This window comes from Paucibacter sp. TC2R-5, assembly GCF_025717605.1.
GTDB classification, from domain to species: Bacteria; Pseudomonadota; Gammaproteobacteria; order Burkholderiales; family Burkholderiaceae_C; genus Paucibacter_A; species Paucibacter_A albus.
Map to the genome: position 1 here is coordinate 24036 of NZ_JAJIRQ010000010.1, position 16497 is coordinate 40532.

Here is a 16497-nt window from a genome sequence, read left to right on the forward strand (position 1 = left end):
GCACCTATGTCGACACCTACTCAACCCTCCCGCCGCCAAGCCCTGAAGTTTTTGGGCATGCCCATGATGTTGCCTTTGAGCGGCGTCGGTGCCGCAAGCCTGTTGAGCGCCTGCGGCGGTGGTGATGACACGCCGGCCGTCAACTACGTCTCGGCAGCCTTTGCAGCCATGGCTGCGCCGACCTTGCTCGCCCCCGAAGCAATGGCCCGCACCGAAGTCGCCTCGGCCTTGGATGTGACGCTCAGCGACGGCAGCAAACAAAGCTTCAAGCTGAAATACGAATCCTTCTTCATGACCGGCAGCCAAGTGCCGGACGGCAAGGGCGGCACCGTGCTGGCCGGCGGCTATGTGGACATCAATAACAAGCCCATCATGGACAGCAGCGTGGCCGGCAAGGAGCGCCAGTTCTTCTCGGACTCGCCGGACGGCACCTCGCTCTTGAGCCTGCCCAACCCGACCGTGACCGGCATCAAAGGCAAAGCCGTGTTCGCCGTGGTCCAGTTTGAATACACCACCCGCGCCCAAGACGACAAGACCGATATGTACGGCAAGCTGCCCTCGCCGATCGCCGTGCTGACGCTGGACCAAGACCAAGCCACCGGCAAGCTCAGCCTGGTGAAGTATCACAACGTCGATACCTCCTCGGTGCATGGCCTGTGGATCACCTGCGGCTCCAGCCTGTCACCATGGGGTACACATTTGTCCAGCGAAGAATACGAACCAGACATGTTCACGCCAAGTGCTGGCCTGACCGCCCAATACAAGGCCTTCAGCAAAAACACCTTCGGCGACGAGACCAAGGCCAACCTCTACCACTACGGCCATCTGCCCGAAGTGACGGTCAATCCAGACGGCACCGGCAGCATCAAGAAGCATTACTGCCTGGGCCGCATCTCGCATGAGCTGATTCAAGTCATGCCGGACAAGCGCACGGCACTGATGGGTGATGACGCTACCAACGGCGGCTTCTTCATGTTCGTGGCGGACAAAGACGCCGACCTGTCGGCGGGCTCGCTCTATGTGGCCAAGGTCGGCGCCGGTTTCTCGATCGACACCGCAGCGGCAGGTGCGGCACTGAGCTGGATCAAGCTCGGATCGGCCACCAGCGCCGAGATCGAAGCGCTGGCCAACACGCTCAAGCCGGCCGACATCATGGATGTCGTCACTGCCGACCCCAAGGATGCCAGCTTCACCAAGATCTGGTTCAGCGGCGCGGTGCAATGGGCCAAGGTCAAGCCCGGCATGGACAAGGCAGCAGCCTTCCTGGAAACCCACCGTTATGCGGCGATCAAGGGCGGCAGCATGGCCTTCACCAAGATGGAAGGCACGACCGTCAACGCCAAGGACAAGATCGCCTACTCGGCCTTGCAGAATATGCAGAGCTCGATGGTCAAAGGCCAATCGGCCAACAATCCCGACTACGGCATCGCGATCGACAAAGTCGTCAACGCCGGCGCTGTGTTGGCTCACACGCTGAGCGCGGGCCAGAAAGACATCGCCGGCGCGGCCATCAACAGCGAGTGGGTGCCTTCGCTGACCAAGGCCTTGCTGGTCGGTGAAGACCTGGCCACGCCCGATGCCTTGGGTAACAAGGCCAACCCCGACAAGATCGGTGCGCCGGACAATCTGAAGTTCTCCGAGAAGCTGCGTACCCTCTTCATTGGCGAAGACAGTGCCTACCATGTCAACAACTTCGTCTGGGCCTACAACGTCGACACCAAGACCTTGAGCCGCCTAGTGTCGATGCCGGTCGGCGCCGAAGCGACCGGCCTGGGCGTGGTGGACGACTTGAATGGCTGGACTTACATCACCAGCAACTTCCAGCACCCCGGTGACTGGGACAGCAAGGGCTTGCACGACAAGGTGCGCGCCACGCTGGAACCTTTGGTGCTGAAGAACTTCCCCGGCCGCGCCAGCGCTGCCGTCGGCTACCTGACGGCCGAGGCCACCAGCGTCAAGTTGAACAAGCTCTAACACCAGGTTCGGCCATTTCACTGGCCACTTGTTAGCTAGCAGGCCCTGCTCGCGCGATGCGGCCAGGGCCTGCTGTTTTGTCAGGGTCACACCTCAGTGCCTGGCCACTATCCCAGCACTAAACTTATCTGCAAGCGTTCGCAGAGGAGTTTCAATGAGCACAACTTCAGCTCGTGCCAAGCCCGCGTCCAAAGCCAAAGCTTCGCAGCGTCTCGTCATCCTCGTCGCCACGCGCAAAGGTGCCTGGCTGTTTCACGGCGACGCCCGCCGCAGGAGCTGGAAGGTCGATGGCCCGCATTTCCTCGGCCATACCATCAGCCATCTGCAGATGGACCCGCGCGACGGCCGCACGCTCTTGGCTGCTGCCAAGACCGGCCACCTTGGGCCCACGATCTTCCGCTCCACGGATTTAGGCCGTAGTTGGAAAGAGGCGCAGCAACCACCCGCTTTCGCAAAGCCGTCCGGTGAGCTACCGGCGCGCTCGGTCGACCACACCTTCTGGCTCAGCCCGGGGCATGCCAGCGAGACAGGCAGTTGGTACGCCGGCACCTCGCCGCAGGGCCTGTTCCGCTCTGAAGACGGCGGCGTCAGCTGGGCGCCACTGCCCGGCGTCAACGACAACCCGCAGCTGCTCGAATGGATGGGCTCGGTGCAGGACGGCACGCCCGATGGCCCTAAGTTGCACTCCATCATCATTGACCCGCGTGACCCCGCGCACCTGTACTTCGGCATGTCCGGCGGCGGCGTGCACGAGTCGCGCGACGGCGGCCGCAGCTGGGCCACCTTGATCAAGGGCATGCAGGTAGTCGGCGGCTTTGACCCCGACACCGTCACCTTTCATGACCCGCATTGCCTGCGACTGTGCCCGAGCAATCCGGACCGGCTCTACCAGCAAAACCATTGCGGCATCTACCGGCTGGACCGGACCGGCGACCCTGCTGACGACGTCTGGCAACGCATAGGCCTGAAGATGCCCAAGCGCGTCGGCGACATCGGTTTCCCCATGGTGGTGCACCCGTTTGATGCCGACACAGCCTGGGTCTTTCCGATGGACGGCACCGACGTCTGGCCGCGCACCAGCCCCGACGGGCGCCCGGCCGCCTATGTGACGCGCAATGCCGGCAAAAGCTGGCAACGACTGGATCAGGGCTTGCCTAGCGGCCAAGCCTGGTGGACGCTGAAGCGCCAAGCGATGACGGTAGACACACAGGCTGTCCCCGCCCTGTACCTGGGCACGACCAGCGGTGAGTTGTGGATAGGGCACGAGGAAGGCGCAAACTGGGTCAATATCGCGCGCCACCTGCCTGAGATTTACGCGGTGGAAGTCGCGACCTTGCCGTGATTCAAACGTGAACGTCTTGCTGCCGAGCGCCCTACGTTCGTACACCGGCGAAACCCAGATCACGGCAACCGGTGACTCGTTGAACGAGCTGTTCGCCGAGCTTGAGCGCCGCTACCCCGGACTGCGCTTTCGCGTCGTCGATGAGCAGAATCAGCTGCGGCCGAATATGCGCATCTTCGTCAACGGTGTCGGCGTGCGCGACCTGAGCCACGCCTTGGCGCCGAATGATTTCGTCGCCATCGTGCTGGCGCTCAGCGGGGGCTAAGAGCTTACAAACCCGTTCAGTCGATCGGCGTCAGCTTCGCCACCGACAGCGCCAGCCACTTCATCCCATGCCGCCCGAAGTTGACCTGCGCGCGGGCGTCGGCGCCGCTACCTTCCAGCGTGAGCAAAACGCCCTCACCGAACTTGGTGTGGAAGACGCCCTTGCCTACCTTCAGCCCGCCATGCTCCGCGTCTTCTTTTTTCTTCATCGCCGCTGGCACGGCCGGCTCGGCCCAGGCGGCCTTGTCGTGATTGACGCGACCCGCGCCGACCATGGACTTCAGCCCCGAGCCGCGCTCCCAGGCGCTTTGGTATTCCTTGGCAAAGCCGGAACCAAAAGCCTGGCGCGGCGGCGTCAGCCATTTCAAGGCGCTCTCGGGTAACTCGTCAAAGAAGCGGCTCTTGACGTTGTAGCGGGTCTGGCCGTGCAGCATCCGCGTCTGGCTGAAGCACAGATAAAGGCGCTGGCGTGCCCGCGTGATGGCCACATACATCAGCCGGCGCTCTTCCTCCAAGCCATCGGCGTCGGAGGCCGAGTTTTCATGCGGGAACAAGCCCTCTTCCAGGCCGGTGATGAAGACCGCATCGAACTCCAGGCCCTTGCTGGAATGGACCGTCATCAGCTGCACCGCGTCTTGGCCGGCCTGCGCCTGGTTGTCGCCGGCCTCCAGCGAGGCGTGCGTCAAGAAGGCGGCCAGCGGCGACATGATCTCGCCGGTCTCGGCATCGGGCGTGAAATTGGCGGGTGCCACAGCAGTCGGGAACCCTTCCGAGATGGCGCCCGGCGACAGCTCATCCACCGGCAACGCCACAGCGTCCTTGCCAAAACCCTCTTGCGTGACGAAGGCCTCGGCGGCGTTGATCAATTCGCCCAAGTTCTCCAGCCGGTCGGCGCCGTCCTTGTCATTGCGATAAAACTCGGACAGACCAGAGATTTCCAGAATCTGTTCGATGATCTCGCGCAGGGTCAAGCCTTGCGTCAGATTGCGGGTCGAGTCGATCAGCTGCGTGAAGGCTTGCAAATTACTGCCCGCCTTGCCGGCCACCGCGCCGACGCTTTGATAGAGGCTGCGGCCCGACATCCTGGCCGCATCCTGCAGCAACTCGATCGCGCGCGCACCGATGCCGCGAGTCGGAAAATTGACCACGCGTAAAAAGCTGGTGTCGTCATTGGCGTTCTCGAGCAGGCGCAGATATGACAGCGCATGCTTGACCTCGGCCCGCTCAAAGAAGCGCAGGCCGCCGTAAACGCGGTAAGGAATGCCGGCATTGAAGAGCGCCGACTCGATCACCCGTGACTGCGCATTGCTGCGGTAGAGCACGGCGATTTCCTTGCGGTCCACGCCCTGGCGGTGCAAGGCCTGCGCCTCTTCGATCAGCCATTGCGCCTCGGCAAAGTCGCTCGCCGCCTCGTACACGCGCACCGGCTCGCCGGGGCCGGCGTCGGTGCGCAGAGTCTTGCCCAGGCGCTTGCTGTTGCGGCTGATCAGCTCATTGGCGGAGTCGAGGATGTTGGAAAAGCTGCGGTAGTTCTGCTCCAGCTTGATGACTTTTTTGACCCGGTATTCCCGCTCGAAATCGGCCATATTGCCGACCCGCGCACCGCGAAATGCGTAGATGCTCTGGTCATCGTCGCCAACCGCGATCACGCCCTGACCCCGCCCTGGTGGCGCGAACATCTTCAACCACGCGTATTGCAGCTTGTTGGTGTCCTGGAACTCGTCCACCAGCAAATGCTGGAAGCGCCGCTGGTAATGCTCGCGGATGGCCAGATTGCTCTTCATCAGCTCATAGGAGCGCAGCATCAACTCGGCAAAGTCGACCACACCCTCGCGCTGGCATTGGTCTTCATAGGCCTGGTAGATCGCGATCAGCGTCTTGGTCTGCTCGTCGATCGGTTCAATATCACCGGGGCGCTTGGCATCCTCCTTGGCGCCGGCGATGAACCAGCCGACCTGCTTGGGCACAAAGCGCTCCTCGTCCAGCTTCATAGCGCGTATCACCCGCTTTATGGCGGAGACGGTGTCGGCGCTGTCGAGAATCTGAAAGCCCTGCGGCAGACCCGCTAACTTCCAATGTGCACGCAAGAAGCGGTTGCACAGACCGTGGAAAGTGCCAATCCACATGCCGCGCACATTGACCGGCAGCATCGCGGTCAGGCGCGTCAGCATCTCCTTGGACGCCTTGTTGGTGAAGGTCACCGCCATCACGCCGGCCGGTGTGACCTGGCCGGTCTGCATCAGCCAGGCGATGCGGGTGGTCAGCACCCTGGTCTTGCCCGAGCCGGCGCCGGCCAAGATCAAGCAGGGCTCGGCCGGGGCGGTGACGGCCGCGTATTGTTCGGGGTTGAGGCTCTTCAGCAGGCCGGTGGCGTCAACAGCAGCAACAGGTGCATCAGGAGCGGCGAAGAAATCGTCTTGCGGGGGCAGGTTCATTGGGGCATTTTAGAGAGGCCCGCGTGAAATCGAATTTACGGCATGATGCGGGTCGCCATGAATGACTCCAACCTTCCCTGCCCCTGCGGCCTACCGTCCAGCTACGGGCAATGCTGCGGACTCATCCACCAGCACTTTGCGGCCACCGGCAAGTTGACCGCCGCCGATGCCGAAGCGCTGATGCGCTCACGTTACAGCGCCTATGTGCTGGACCTGCTGGACTATTTGCTGGCGACTTGGCACCCGAGCAGCCGACCCAGCACATTGACGCCGAACGAGCCGGGTTTGAAATGGCTGGGCCTGCAAGTAAAAAAGCATGTCCGGCAAGATGCCGAACATGCTTTGGTGGAATTCGTGGCCCGCAGCAAGCTGGGGGGGCGGGCCTACCGGATGAGCGAGATCAGCCGGTTTGAACGAGTGGATGGCGCCTGGCTCTATCTCGACGGAGAGATTGGCTGATCAGGCGAATTCCTGGCGAACCAGCATCGTGTTCAGTTCGCGCAAGGCCCACAGCAGCGCCGCACTTGCGGCCAAGCAAGCCAGACCGAGTATCACAGGCGAGCCCGCCACCCAAGGCAGCACCGGCAGCGAGAACAAAATCAGCGCCAGCAAGCCCAAGCTCAAGCGGCGCGCCCACTCCAGGCGGCGGAGCAGCCCCTGACCTGACGCAATCGACGCAGCCGAGGCCAGCACCAACAGCGCCTGGCCAGCCATCAACCACCAGCTATGTCCGGCAGCCGCAAAGCCACTCATGTGGCCAAACAAATAGCCGCTCAGACCCAGGCCCAACAAGCCCAGCAGCATCAGGGCCCAAGCCACGGCGCTGACCAAGGGCGAGCGATATCCAACACGGAAGGTTATAGGCATGATGTTGACTCCTGATGCTTTGCACAACTTTGTTCGAACCCTTTGGTTCAAACGATTCATTCACACACAGCTGAGATGATGCGCGTGGCGTGTGACAGCATTCTTTCGGTGCTGCCCCATACGCGCCATACCCCCTGAATGGGGTATCGGTCATATCTGTGTGAAATCGCACCTTCATAGAGCAGCCTTGGCTCGCATAGGCAATATTCACCATCAGCCATGTTGCAAATCATCTACATCGACGAACACCTCGTCGCCATCAACAAGCCGGCCGGCCTGCTCGTCCACCGCACGGCGCTGGACGCTCACGAGCAGCAATTCGCGCTGCAGATGCTGCGCGATCAGTTGGGGCGGCAGGTCTGGCCGGCCCACCGGCTAGACAAAGGCACCTCGGGGCTACTGCTGTTTGCACTCGATGCGCAAACCGCCTCACTGCTGGGCCAGACCTTCGAGCAAGGCCGGGCGCACAAACGCTACCGAGCCTTGGTGCGCGGCTGGCCAGCCGAGAGCGGCGTGATCGAGCACCCCTTGGCACGCGACCCGGAGCTGCCCTCGGCCGGCCAAACCATGTTGAGCGCACGCACCGATTGGCGTTGCCTTGAACAGATCGAATGGCCGTTCAGCGTCGAAGGACGCTTTGCCAGCAGCCGCTACGCCTTGGTCGAGGCATGCCCGCTGACAGGCCGGCGCCACCAGATCCGCCGCCACCTCAAGCACATCGCTCACCCCATCATCGGCGACACCACCCATGGCAAGGGCGCGCACAACCGTGCCGTGGCTGCTCATCTGGGCCTGAACCGCCTGTGGTTGCATGGGCTGGAGCTACAGATCGCGCATCCCGTCAGCGGCGCGCCGCTGCTGCTACACGCACCGCTGGGCGAGGAATGGCAATTGCTCAAAAATCCTTAGCCGACAATGGGCCCATGATCCCATCACCGACCTCACCCCAAACATGAGCCGCGGCATCGTTTATGCCGCCCTCGCCTATCTGGCCTGGGGTTTGTTCCCGCTCTACTTCAAGCAGATCGCCCAAGTGCCGTCGCTGGAGGTGGTCATGCATCGCACGCTGTGGTGTCTGGTCTTTATGCTGGGGATCCTGGCTTTCATGAAGCGCTGGGCCTGGTTGGGCGAACTGCGCCGAACCCCAAAGGTGCTGGCCGCCTTCATGCTGTCGGCCTTGCTTTTGTCAGTGAACTGGGTGGTCTATGTCTGGGCCGTGCAAACCGACCATGTGCTGGACGCCAGTCTGGGTTACTTCATCAACCCGCTGGTCAATGTGGCGCTGGGTTATGTGTTTTTGCATGAGAGGCCGCGCCGGCTGCAATGGGCCGCTGTCGCCATGGCCGCTGCCGGCGTCTTGTGGCTGACGCTGCAAACCGGCCGCCTGCCCTGGGTGGCGCTGGTATTGGCGATCAGTTTTGGCTTTTACGGCCTGCTGCGCAAGATTGCCAAGCTGGGCGCCTTGGAGGGATTGACGCTGGAAACCCTGATGCTGACGCCGATCGCGCTGACCGCTTTGGCTTGGTGGACTTGGACCGGCCAGAGCGCCATCTCGGCGGCGGTCACCCAGGGTGAAGTCGCGACGATGGGCTGGCTGCTGTTTGCCGGGCCGCTGACCGCGATCCCTCTTCTGCTGTTCGCGGCCGGCGCCCGCCGCATCCCCATGGCGACGCTGGGCCTGTTGCAATACATCTCGCCCTCGCTGCAGTTCATGCTGGGCGTGTGGCTCTACCACGAGCCCATGCAGCCCTCGCGCCTGCTCGGCTTTGCCTTGATCTGGGCGGCGCTGCTGACCTACAGCCTGGAGGGCTGGTGGGCCAGCCGGCGCACAGCCCAGGCCTAAAACCTCAGGCAGGCAAACGCATCATGTAATCAAACGCGCCGAGTGCCGCCTTGGCGCCATCGCCAGTCGCGATGATGATCTGCTTGAAGGGCACGGTCGTCGCATCGCCCGCCGCGAACACACCGGGCAGCGAGGTCTGGCCCTTGGGGTCGACAATGATTTCGCCATGCTTGCTCAGCTCGACCACACCCTTCAACCACTCGGTGTTGGGTACCAAGCCGATTTGCACGAACACACCTTCCAGCTCGATGTGCTTGGCCTCGCCGCTGACCCGGTCGGTGTAGCTCAGGCCATTCAATTTGCCGGCCGCGCCGGTGAACTCGGTCGTTTGCGCGTTCACATGAATCGTCACGTTAGCCAAACTCTTGAGTTTGTTGACCAAGACCGCGTCGGCACGCAAGGCCTCGCCGAATTCGATCAAGGTCACCTGGGCGACGATGCCGGCCAGATCGATCGCCGCTTCAACACCTGAATTGCCGCCGCCGATGACCGCCACGCGTTTGCCCTTGAACAGCGGGCCGTCGCAATGCGGGCAGTAGGCGACGCCCTTGTTCTTGTATTCCTCTTCGCCGGGCACGCCGACATGGCGCCAGCGCGCGCCGGTCGACAGGACCACCGACTTGGCCTTCAGCGCGCCACCGTTGGCTAGTTTGATCTCGATCAGGCCGCCCGGCGTCGTCGCTGGGATCAGCGCTTCGGCGCGTTGCAGATTCATGATCTCGACGTCGTACTCCTTGACATGCGCTTCCAGCGCGGCGGCGAATTTCGGCCCGTCGGTCTCCAGCACCGAGACATAGTTCTCGATCGTCATCGTGTCATTGACTTGGCCACCGAAGCGCTCAGCGGCGATGCCGGTGCGAATGCCTTTGCGAGCGGCGTACACGGCAGCCGCAGCGCCGGCCGGGCCGCCACCGACGATCAGCATGTCGAACGGTGCCTTCTCGCTCAGCTTGGCCGCGTCGCGGGCCGCCGCACCAGTGTCCAGCTTGGCGACGATTTCTTCGACGCTCATCTTGCCGGCACCGAACACCGCGCCGTTCAAGTAAATGCTGGGCACGGCCATGATTTCGCGCTCGTTCACCTCGTCCTGGAACAAGCCACCGTCGATCACCACGGTCTTGATCTTGGGATTCAGCACCGCCATCAAGCTAAGTGCCTGCACCACGTCCGGGCAGTTGTGGCAGGTCAAGGACATATAGACCTCGAAGCTGAATTCGCCGTCCAGGCCCTTGATCTGCGCAATCGTCTCGTCAGAGACCTTGGGCGGATGGCCGCCGACCCACAGCAGCGCCAGCACCAGAGACGTGAACTCATGGCCGAGCGGGATGGCGGCAAAGCGCAACTTCATGTCCGAGCCGATGCGATTCAGGCTGAAGGACGGGCGGCGCGCGTCTTGGCCGTCGGTCTTCAGCGTGATCTTGTCGGACATGGCCGCGATCTCTTGCAGCAGGTCCAGCAGTTCGGCCGACTCGGGCCGCTGATCCAGGCTGACTTCGATTTCAAACGGCAGCGTGACGCGCTCGAGGTAGGCGTGGAGCTGGGTCTTCAGATGGCTGTCCAACATGGCGGTTCTCCTTGGGGTTTAGGCGTGACTAGGCTAAGTCACATTGAAAACACCCTGGTCGAGGCCGGGACGCTTTCAGCGTGGCTTGAAGTCCAAGCGTTGCGCTGGGGAAAGTGCAAACCCTCCCGGGCCTGCAACTTCGACAAACATTTGATCTAGGCGACCTAGTCAGTTGGGGACAGAGCTACTCGCTGACGCTCGATCGGTCTGTCCCGCAATTCATTAGATTTTGCCAACCAGATCCAGCGACGGAGCGATGGTCCTAGAACCTTCGTTCCACTTGGCTGGGCAAACCTGGCCTGGATTGGCGGCCGTGTAACGGGCGGCCTTCAGCTTGCGCAGGGTTTCCTTGACGTCACGGGCGATTTCGTTCGAGTGGATCTCGGCAGTCTTGATGATGCCGTCTGGGTTGATCACGAAGGTGCCGCGCAGCGCCAGACCTTCTTCTTCGATGTGCACGCCGAATGCGCGGGTCAGCTTGTGGGTTGGGTCACCCACCAGTGGGAACTTGGCTTTGCTCACCGCAGGCGAAGTCTCGTGCCAGACCTTGTGCGAGAAATGCGTGTCGGTGGTGATGATGTAGACCTCGGCGTCGGCCTTCTGGAATTCGGCATAGTGCTCGGCCGCGTCTTCCACTTCGGTTGGGCAGTTGAAGGTGAAGGCCGCTGGCATGAAGATCAGCACCGACCACTTGCCCTTCAGCGACTCTTCGCTGACGGTGATGAACTTGCCGTTGTGAAAGGCTTCGGTCTTGAAGGGCTGGACTTGGGTATTGATCAGGGACATGACGGGTTCCTTTGGGTTGAAAAACAAAACTAACGAACGAAAGACACGGTAAAAAACTTGCAGTGCCTGAATCATAAGAGCAAGAGCTTGCCCGCAGTTTTGATAAATCAAATCACCGTCATTGCCTGAGCCTATTGGCCCAGGCTATTCAACCAGCACCCGCGATAGCCATAAAACCGTCACAGTGCTTCCAGCGCCAGCAGTTCCTCCACCGTCTGGCGGCGACGAATCAGGCGCTCGCTGTCGCCGTCAACCATGACTTCGGCCACCAGGGGGCGGCTGTTGTAATTGCTGGACATCGAAGCACCATAGGCCCCGGTGTCATGGATCAGCAGCAAATCTCCAACCCGGGCCTGCGGCAATTCACGCGGCTCAACCACCCCGCCCTCGCCTTGCGTGAACACGTCGCCCGACTCGCACAAAGGCCCGGCCACCACGGTGGCTAGCAGCGGGCGAGGCTCGGCATCTGCGGGGATCAAGCTCATCGCGTGATAGCTGCCATACATGGCCGGCCGCATCAGCTCGCTGAACCCTGAATCCACCATCACAAAGTGATTGCGGCCCGCGTTCTTGCTGGCTCGCACCTCGGAAATCAGCACGCCGGACTCGGCAACCAGAAAGCGACCGGGCTCAATCTCCAGCCCGATGGCATGGCCGAGCAAGGCCTCGGCCTGCTTGCGGGCGGCATCCCAGAGGCCGAAGTAATGCTGGGTGTCGACGCTGGCGTCACCGTAGCGGTAAGGCGTCGACAGGCCGCCTCCGCTGGAGATCGCCTGCAAATCATGGCCGGCTTCATGGGCCTGCTTGACGAAACCCACCATCGCGCCGCAAACCTCGGACAGGTGCCCATAGTCAACGCCGGAGCCAATATGCATATGCAGGCCCACCAGCTTCAGGCCATGCTGGCGCACCGCAGCCAAAGCATTCAGCAACTCGGTGTGCCAGATGCCATGCTTGCTGTGCTCGCCGCCGGTATTGGTCTTGTTGCTGTGGCCATGGCCAAAGCCGGGGTTGATGCGCAGCCAGACCGGGTGGCCGGGCGAGACCGCCCCCAACTGATGCAGCATGTCGATCGAACCTGCATTGACCGGAACACGGTGTTGAACCACGGTGGCCAGCGTCGCATGGTCAAACAGATCAGCGGTGAAGACAATTTCTGACGGCTCCCCTCCGGCAACAAAACCAGCGGCTAAAGCACGCAGGATTTCGCCGCGCGACACCGCATCGACCTTGACGCCCTGCTCCCGCATCAGGCGCAGGATATGGGTGTTGGAGCAAGCTTTCTGGGCAAAACGAATCGTGTCAAAAGCGGCCAAGGCCTTGATCCGCGCACGGATGGTGGCGGCGTCGTAAACCCACAGCGGTGTGCCGAAGCTGGCGGCCAGCGATTGGATACGGGCGGGAGTCAAGGTGGCGGCAGGCATGGGGCTGATTCCTACAAGATGGACGAGAACAAAGAATGCACTCAGCATGCCAGCGTCTTATCATTCGCACAAATGCTTTGTATTCTTAGCTTTATTCATATCTGATATGGTTTGACATGGCAGCAGCCCTGACCCACCGACACATCGAAGTCTTCCGCGCCGTCATGACGGCCGGCAGCGTGACCGAGGCCGCCGCCCTCTTGCACAGCTCACAGCCCACCGTGAGTCGCGAACTGGCACGGCTGGAGTTTTTGCTCGGCTATGCCCTGTTCGAGCGCCTGCGCGGCCGCCTCAAACCGAATGCCCGCGCCCTGAGCTTGTTCGACGAAGTGCAGCGTAGCTACCAAAGCCTGGACCATATCGCTGGCCGTGCGCATGCTTTGGGCCGTGCCGAGCAGGCGGTGCGCTTAAGCGTGCTGTGCCTGCCTGCGCTCAGCCATGCCTTGCTGCCGGGCGCCTGTGCCGATTTCATGGCCCAGCACAGTGGCGTGCAGCTAACTGTCACGCCGCAGGAGTCGCCGCTACTCGAAGAATGGATGAGCGCCCAACGCTTTGACCTGGGCTTGACCGAGCAGGTTCACCAAGCGCCGGCCGGCACCCAGTTGCTGCCGTTGCTGGCGATGGACGAGGTCTGCATCTTGCCGGCAGGCCATGCGCTGCTGGCCAAGACGGTGCTGACGCCTGCTGATTTTGAGGGTTTGGACTTCGTCAGCCTGTCCGCCGACGACCCCTACCGGACCCAGCTCGACGCGATCTTTGCGCAACAAGGTGTGAGCCGGCGTCTGCGCATGGAAACGCATAGCGCAGTGGCCGTCTGCGCAATGGTCAGTGCCGGATTGGGCTTGGCCATCGTCAACCCCTTGACCGCTTTGGCACTGGCCGGGCCGCAGCTGCATCTGAGGCCGTTCAGCGAGTCGGTGCCGTTCAAGGTGGCGGCCTTACTGCCGCTGCACAGGCCTGCTCAGCCGCTGGTGGGCGAGTTGATTGAATGCCTAAAGCGAGAAACTGAAAATCTGCAAATTCGCTTTGCTGCCGCAGCAAACTTAGAGCGATCGATGCGCGCATAGGCGCTGTGGTTGTGCCAACGCTCACATCGCTGCGCGATATTAACGTTGTCCAATCACAGCCTTGGCGCTTCAGCGCCAAGCCGCACAAAGCGCGGGCTTATGCGCGCTCTATGCGCGCATAAGCGCTGTGGTTGTGTATGGATTCAAAATTCTCGACATCGACCGCATAACGCCCAATCCGCGCGTCGGCATTCAGTCGCAAGGCCACATCCCGCACCAGGTCCTCGACGAACTTGGGGTTCTCATAAGCATGCTCGGTGACCCATTTCTCGTCGGCGCGCTTGAGCAGCGGCCAGAGCTCGCTGGAGGCGCTTTCTTCGGCGAATCTAACCAATTCCAGCCAGCTGATGGGCGCGCCGCCGCTCAGCTCAGCCCGGATCGTCACCAAGGAACGCTGGTTGTGCGCGCCATAGTCCGAAATTTCTTTCGAGCAAGGACACAAACTCTTCACCGGCACGGCCACCTCGGCCCACACCGAGGTCAAGCCGGCCCGTGTCTCGGAGATCAAGGCACCCTGGTAGTCCAACATGCTCTCGATGCCGGACACCGGCGCACGCTTGCGCAGGAAAAAGGCAAAACGCACCTCGATGCGGCCGTCTTGCGCTTCCAGCTTGCTGAGCATCTGGCCGTGCAGCTCGCGCAAGGACTCCGCTGTCAGCGGCGCGTTCAAAGCGTCCAGCCAAGCGACGAAGCGGGACATATGCGTGCCCTTCTTCTCGGCCGGCAGCGCCACATCCAAGGTCCATGAGCCGACCGTTGTTTGCGCCTGCTTGCCGACCTGGATCTGCAAGGGATAACGGACATCCTTGACGCCAACGCGCTGAATCAATAGATGCCGCTCATCGCGCTCGCTTTGGGTGTCGGGGATGTGCAGGGCGCTGGTGACTTGATTCATGCTGAAGAAAATGGACCGTGGATACTTGATTAAGGCAAGGCGCCCAGCATGCCAGCTATTGCCAAGCCCTGCCGCCGCAAGGACTTGATTGATGGCTACTGATTCGCGGCCGGCCTCACCAAACTTGGCCGGGCACCAAAACGCTTCAAGATGGACTGCTCGATACCTGCGGCATCCAAACCGCAGGCGCTCATCAAACTGGCAACGTCGCCATGCTCGATGTATTCATCCGGCAAACCGAGTTGCAGCACTGGCAAATTAAAGCCAGCCGCTTGCATCGCCTCCATCACGGCCGAACCCGCGCCGCCCATCACGCAACCATCTTCGACCGTCACGAAGGCATCATGCGTGCGCGCCAATTCGGCCACCAGAGCCTGATCCAGCGGCTTGACGAAGCGCATATTGGCCACCGTCGCGTCGAGTTGCTCGCCCGCTTGCAAAGCCGGATACAGCAAGGTTCCAAAGGCCAGTATGGCGATACGGGGCGTATCTTGACCGGGACGCGCCTGTACTTTGCTGGACTCACGCCGAATCTCGCCGCGCCCCCAGGCCTGGGCCGTCATTTCCTTCTCTATCGCGACACCGGCCCCGGCGCCGCGCGGGTAACGCACCGTCACCGGGCCATTGTGTTGGTAGGCGGTGAACAGCGCTTGGCGGCATTCATTCTCGTCGGCCGGCGTCAGCACGGCCATATTCGGGATGCAGCGCGTGAAGGCAATGTCGTAATTGCCGGCATGGGTGGCACCGTCGGCGCCGACCAAGCCGGCCCGGTCCAGCGCAAACACGACAGGCAGATTCTGCAACGCCACGTCATGAATCAGCTGGTCATAGGCACGCTGCAAAAAGGTCGAATAAATCGCCACCACCGGCTTCAAGCCTTCGCAAGCCAGACCGGCGGCGAAGGTCACTGCATGCTGCTCGGCGATGCCGACATCGTGATAGCGGGTCGGAAAGCGCTGGTGGAACTCCACCATGCCGGAGCCCTCGCGCATCGCCGGCGTGATGCCGACCAGGCGCTTGTCCTGCTCGGCCATATCGCACAACCACTCACCGAACACTTGCGTGAAGGACGTCTTGGCCGGCGTCGCCGACTTAACAAAGCCCACAGCGGGATCAAACTTACCGGGTGCGGCGTGGTACTTGACCGGGTCGGCCTCGGCCAATTTATAGCCCTGACCCTTTTTGGTCACCACATGCAGGAACTGGGGGCCTTTTTTGGCGCGCAGATTCTCCAGCGTAGGGATCAAGGCATCCAGATCATGGCCATCGATAGGGCCGACATAGTTAAAGCCGAACTCCTCGAAAATCGTCCCCGGCACGACCATGCCCTTGGTGTGTTCTTCAAAGCGGCGGGCAAACTCATACAGCGGCGTGTTCTTCAATACCGACTTGGCACCTTCGCGGGCTGAAGAGTAGAAATTGCCGCTCATCAAACGCGCCAAATACTTGTTAAGTGCCCCGACCGGCGGGCTGATCGACATATCGTTGTCGTTCAGAATCACCAGCATATTGCCCAGCAGGCCGCCATGCGGCACGCCGGCATTGTTAAGCGCCTCGAAAGCCATGCCGGCGGTCATCGATCCGTCGCCAATGATGGCCACGGCTCGGCGGTCTTCACCCTTGATCTTGGCGGCCATGGCCATGCCATGCGCGGCGGAGATCGAGGTGCTGGAATGGCCGGTGCCGAAGGTATCAAAAGGACTCTCATCCCGGCGCGGAAAGCCACTGATGCCGCCCAGGTGCCGGATAGTCGCCAGTTGCTCGCGCCGCCCGGTCAAGACCTTGTGCGGATAGGTCTGGTGACCCACATCCCAAACCAAACGGTCTTCAGGTGTATTGAACACATAGTGCAGCGCTACCGTGAGTTCGACCGTGCCCAAATTGGAGCCCAGATGCCCACCAACCTTGGAGTTAGACAAGGTATCCAGCACATAGGCGCGCAACTCACCGGCCAGTTTGACCAATTCCGTGCGCGGTAGGCGGCGCAGATCTGCAGGGCTGTCTATCGTTCGCAAGAGGGGGTAATTCATCTCTGG

Annotated in this window: 14 protein-coding genes; 7 read left to right on the forward strand and 7 right to left on the reverse strand. The window is 61.7% G+C overall.

From position 1 onward, the window contains the following. Positions 1-6 precede the first annotated feature (6 nt). The 3 genes from LNV08_RS20545 to LNV08_RS20555 all read left to right on the forward strand — a co-directional run bounded on the left by LNV08_RS20545 (position 7) and on the right by LNV08_RS20555 (position 3581). The gene (locus tag LNV08_RS20545; protein ID WP_263535608.1) at positions 7-1974 is read left to right on the forward strand and encodes a PhoX family protein; all 1968 of its coding nucleotides are present in this window, start codon (positions 7-9) and stop codon (positions 1972-1974) included. Between the two features lie 154 nt (positions 1975-2128). Beyond that, positions 2129-3316 (forward strand): WD40/YVTN/BNR-like repeat-containing protein, encoded by a 1188-nt coding sequence (locus LNV08_RS20550; RefSeq protein WP_263535609.1) that lies wholly within the window; start codon positions 2129-2131, stop codon positions 3314-3316. Positions 3317-3323: 7 nt separating this feature from the next. Further along, positions 3324-3581 carry a MoaD/ThiS family protein gene (locus tag LNV08_RS20555; protein ID WP_263535610.1) on the forward strand — a complete coding sequence of 86 codons (258 nt, stop codon included), beginning with the start codon at positions 3324-3326 and terminating at the stop codon, positions 3579-3581. Positions 3582-3597: 16 nt separating this feature from the next. Here LNV08_RS20555 and LNV08_RS20560 read toward each other — a convergent pair whose 3' ends face one another. Next, complete coding sequence (locus tag LNV08_RS20560; protein ID WP_263535611.1) at positions 3598-6015, reverse strand: UvrD-helicase domain-containing protein; 2418 nt, start codon at positions 6013-6015, stop codon at positions 3598-3600. 57 nt (positions 6016-6072) lie between these two features. On the opposite strand from LNV08_RS20560, the gene LNV08_RS20565 reads away from it, so the two are divergent. Next, the gene (locus tag LNV08_RS20565; RefSeq protein WP_263535612.1) at positions 6073-6474 is read left to right on the forward strand and encodes a YchJ family protein; all 402 of its coding nucleotides are present in this window, start codon (positions 6073-6075) and stop codon (positions 6472-6474) included. Here the strand turns inward: LNV08_RS20565 and LNV08_RS20570 are convergent, their stop codons facing one another. Further along, the gene (locus LNV08_RS20570; RefSeq protein ID WP_263535613.1) at positions 6475-6882 is read right to left on the reverse strand and encodes a hypothetical protein; all 408 of its coding nucleotides are present in this window, start codon (positions 6880-6882) and stop codon (positions 6475-6477) included. 219 nt (positions 6883-7101) lie between these two features. Between LNV08_RS20570 and LNV08_RS20575 the strand changes: the two genes are divergently transcribed. Both LNV08_RS20575 and rarD read left to right on the forward strand, forming a co-directional pair. After that, positions 7102-7791, forward strand: a complete 690-nt coding sequence (locus LNV08_RS20575; protein ID WP_263535614.1) for a pseudouridine synthase — start codon at positions 7102-7104, stop codon at positions 7789-7791. A 43-nt stretch (positions 7792-7834) separates the two neighbouring features. Then, positions 7835-8725 carry an EamA family transporter RarD gene (gene rarD / locus LNV08_RS20580; RefSeq protein WP_263535615.1) on the forward strand — a complete coding sequence of 297 codons (891 nt, stop codon included), beginning with the start codon at positions 7835-7837 and terminating at the stop codon, positions 8723-8725. Positions 8726-8729: 4 nt separating this feature from the next. On the opposite strand, the gene ahpF is transcribed toward rarD, so the two are convergent. The 3 genes from ahpF to lysA form a co-directional block, all read right to left on the reverse strand. After that, positions 8730-10289 (reverse strand): alkyl hydroperoxide reductase subunit F, encoded by a 1560-nt coding sequence (gene ahpF, locus LNV08_RS20585; RefSeq protein ID WP_263535616.1) that lies wholly within the window; start codon positions 10287-10289, stop codon positions 8730-8732. A gap of 222 nt (positions 10290-10511) precedes the next feature. Then, complete coding sequence (gene ahpC / locus LNV08_RS20590; protein ID WP_263535617.1) at positions 10512-11075, reverse strand: alkyl hydroperoxide reductase subunit C; 564 nt, start codon at positions 11073-11075, stop codon at positions 10512-10514. A 179-nt stretch (positions 11076-11254) separates the two neighbouring features. Beyond that, entirely contained in the window at positions 11255-12499 is a 1245-nt protein-coding gene (lysA, locus tag LNV08_RS20595) for a diaminopimelate decarboxylase (RefSeq protein WP_263535618.1), read from the reverse strand. Positions 12500-12615: 116 nt separating this feature from the next. On the opposite strand from lysA, the gene LNV08_RS20600 reads away from it, so the two are divergent. Then, positions 12616-13566: a LysR family transcriptional regulator gene (locus LNV08_RS20600; protein WP_263535619.1), complete on the forward strand. Its 951-nt coding sequence runs from the start codon at positions 12616-12618 to the stop codon at positions 13564-13566. Positions 13567-13663: 97 nt separating this feature from the next. Here LNV08_RS20600 and folE2 read toward each other — a convergent pair whose 3' ends face one another. Together folE2 and dxs are read right to left on the reverse strand one after the other, a co-directional pair. Then, complete coding sequence (folE2, locus tag LNV08_RS20605) at positions 13664-14461, reverse strand: GTP cyclohydrolase FolE2 (protein ID WP_263535620.1); 798 nt, start codon at positions 14459-14461, stop codon at positions 13664-13666. 95 nt (positions 14462-14556) lie between these two features. After that, a complete protein-coding gene (gene dxs, locus LNV08_RS20610) occupies positions 14557-16491 on the reverse strand; it encodes a 1-deoxy-D-xylulose-5-phosphate synthase (protein ID WP_263535621.1) in 1935 nt (644 codons plus the stop codon). Between the last annotated feature and the right edge of the window lie 6 nt (positions 16492-16497).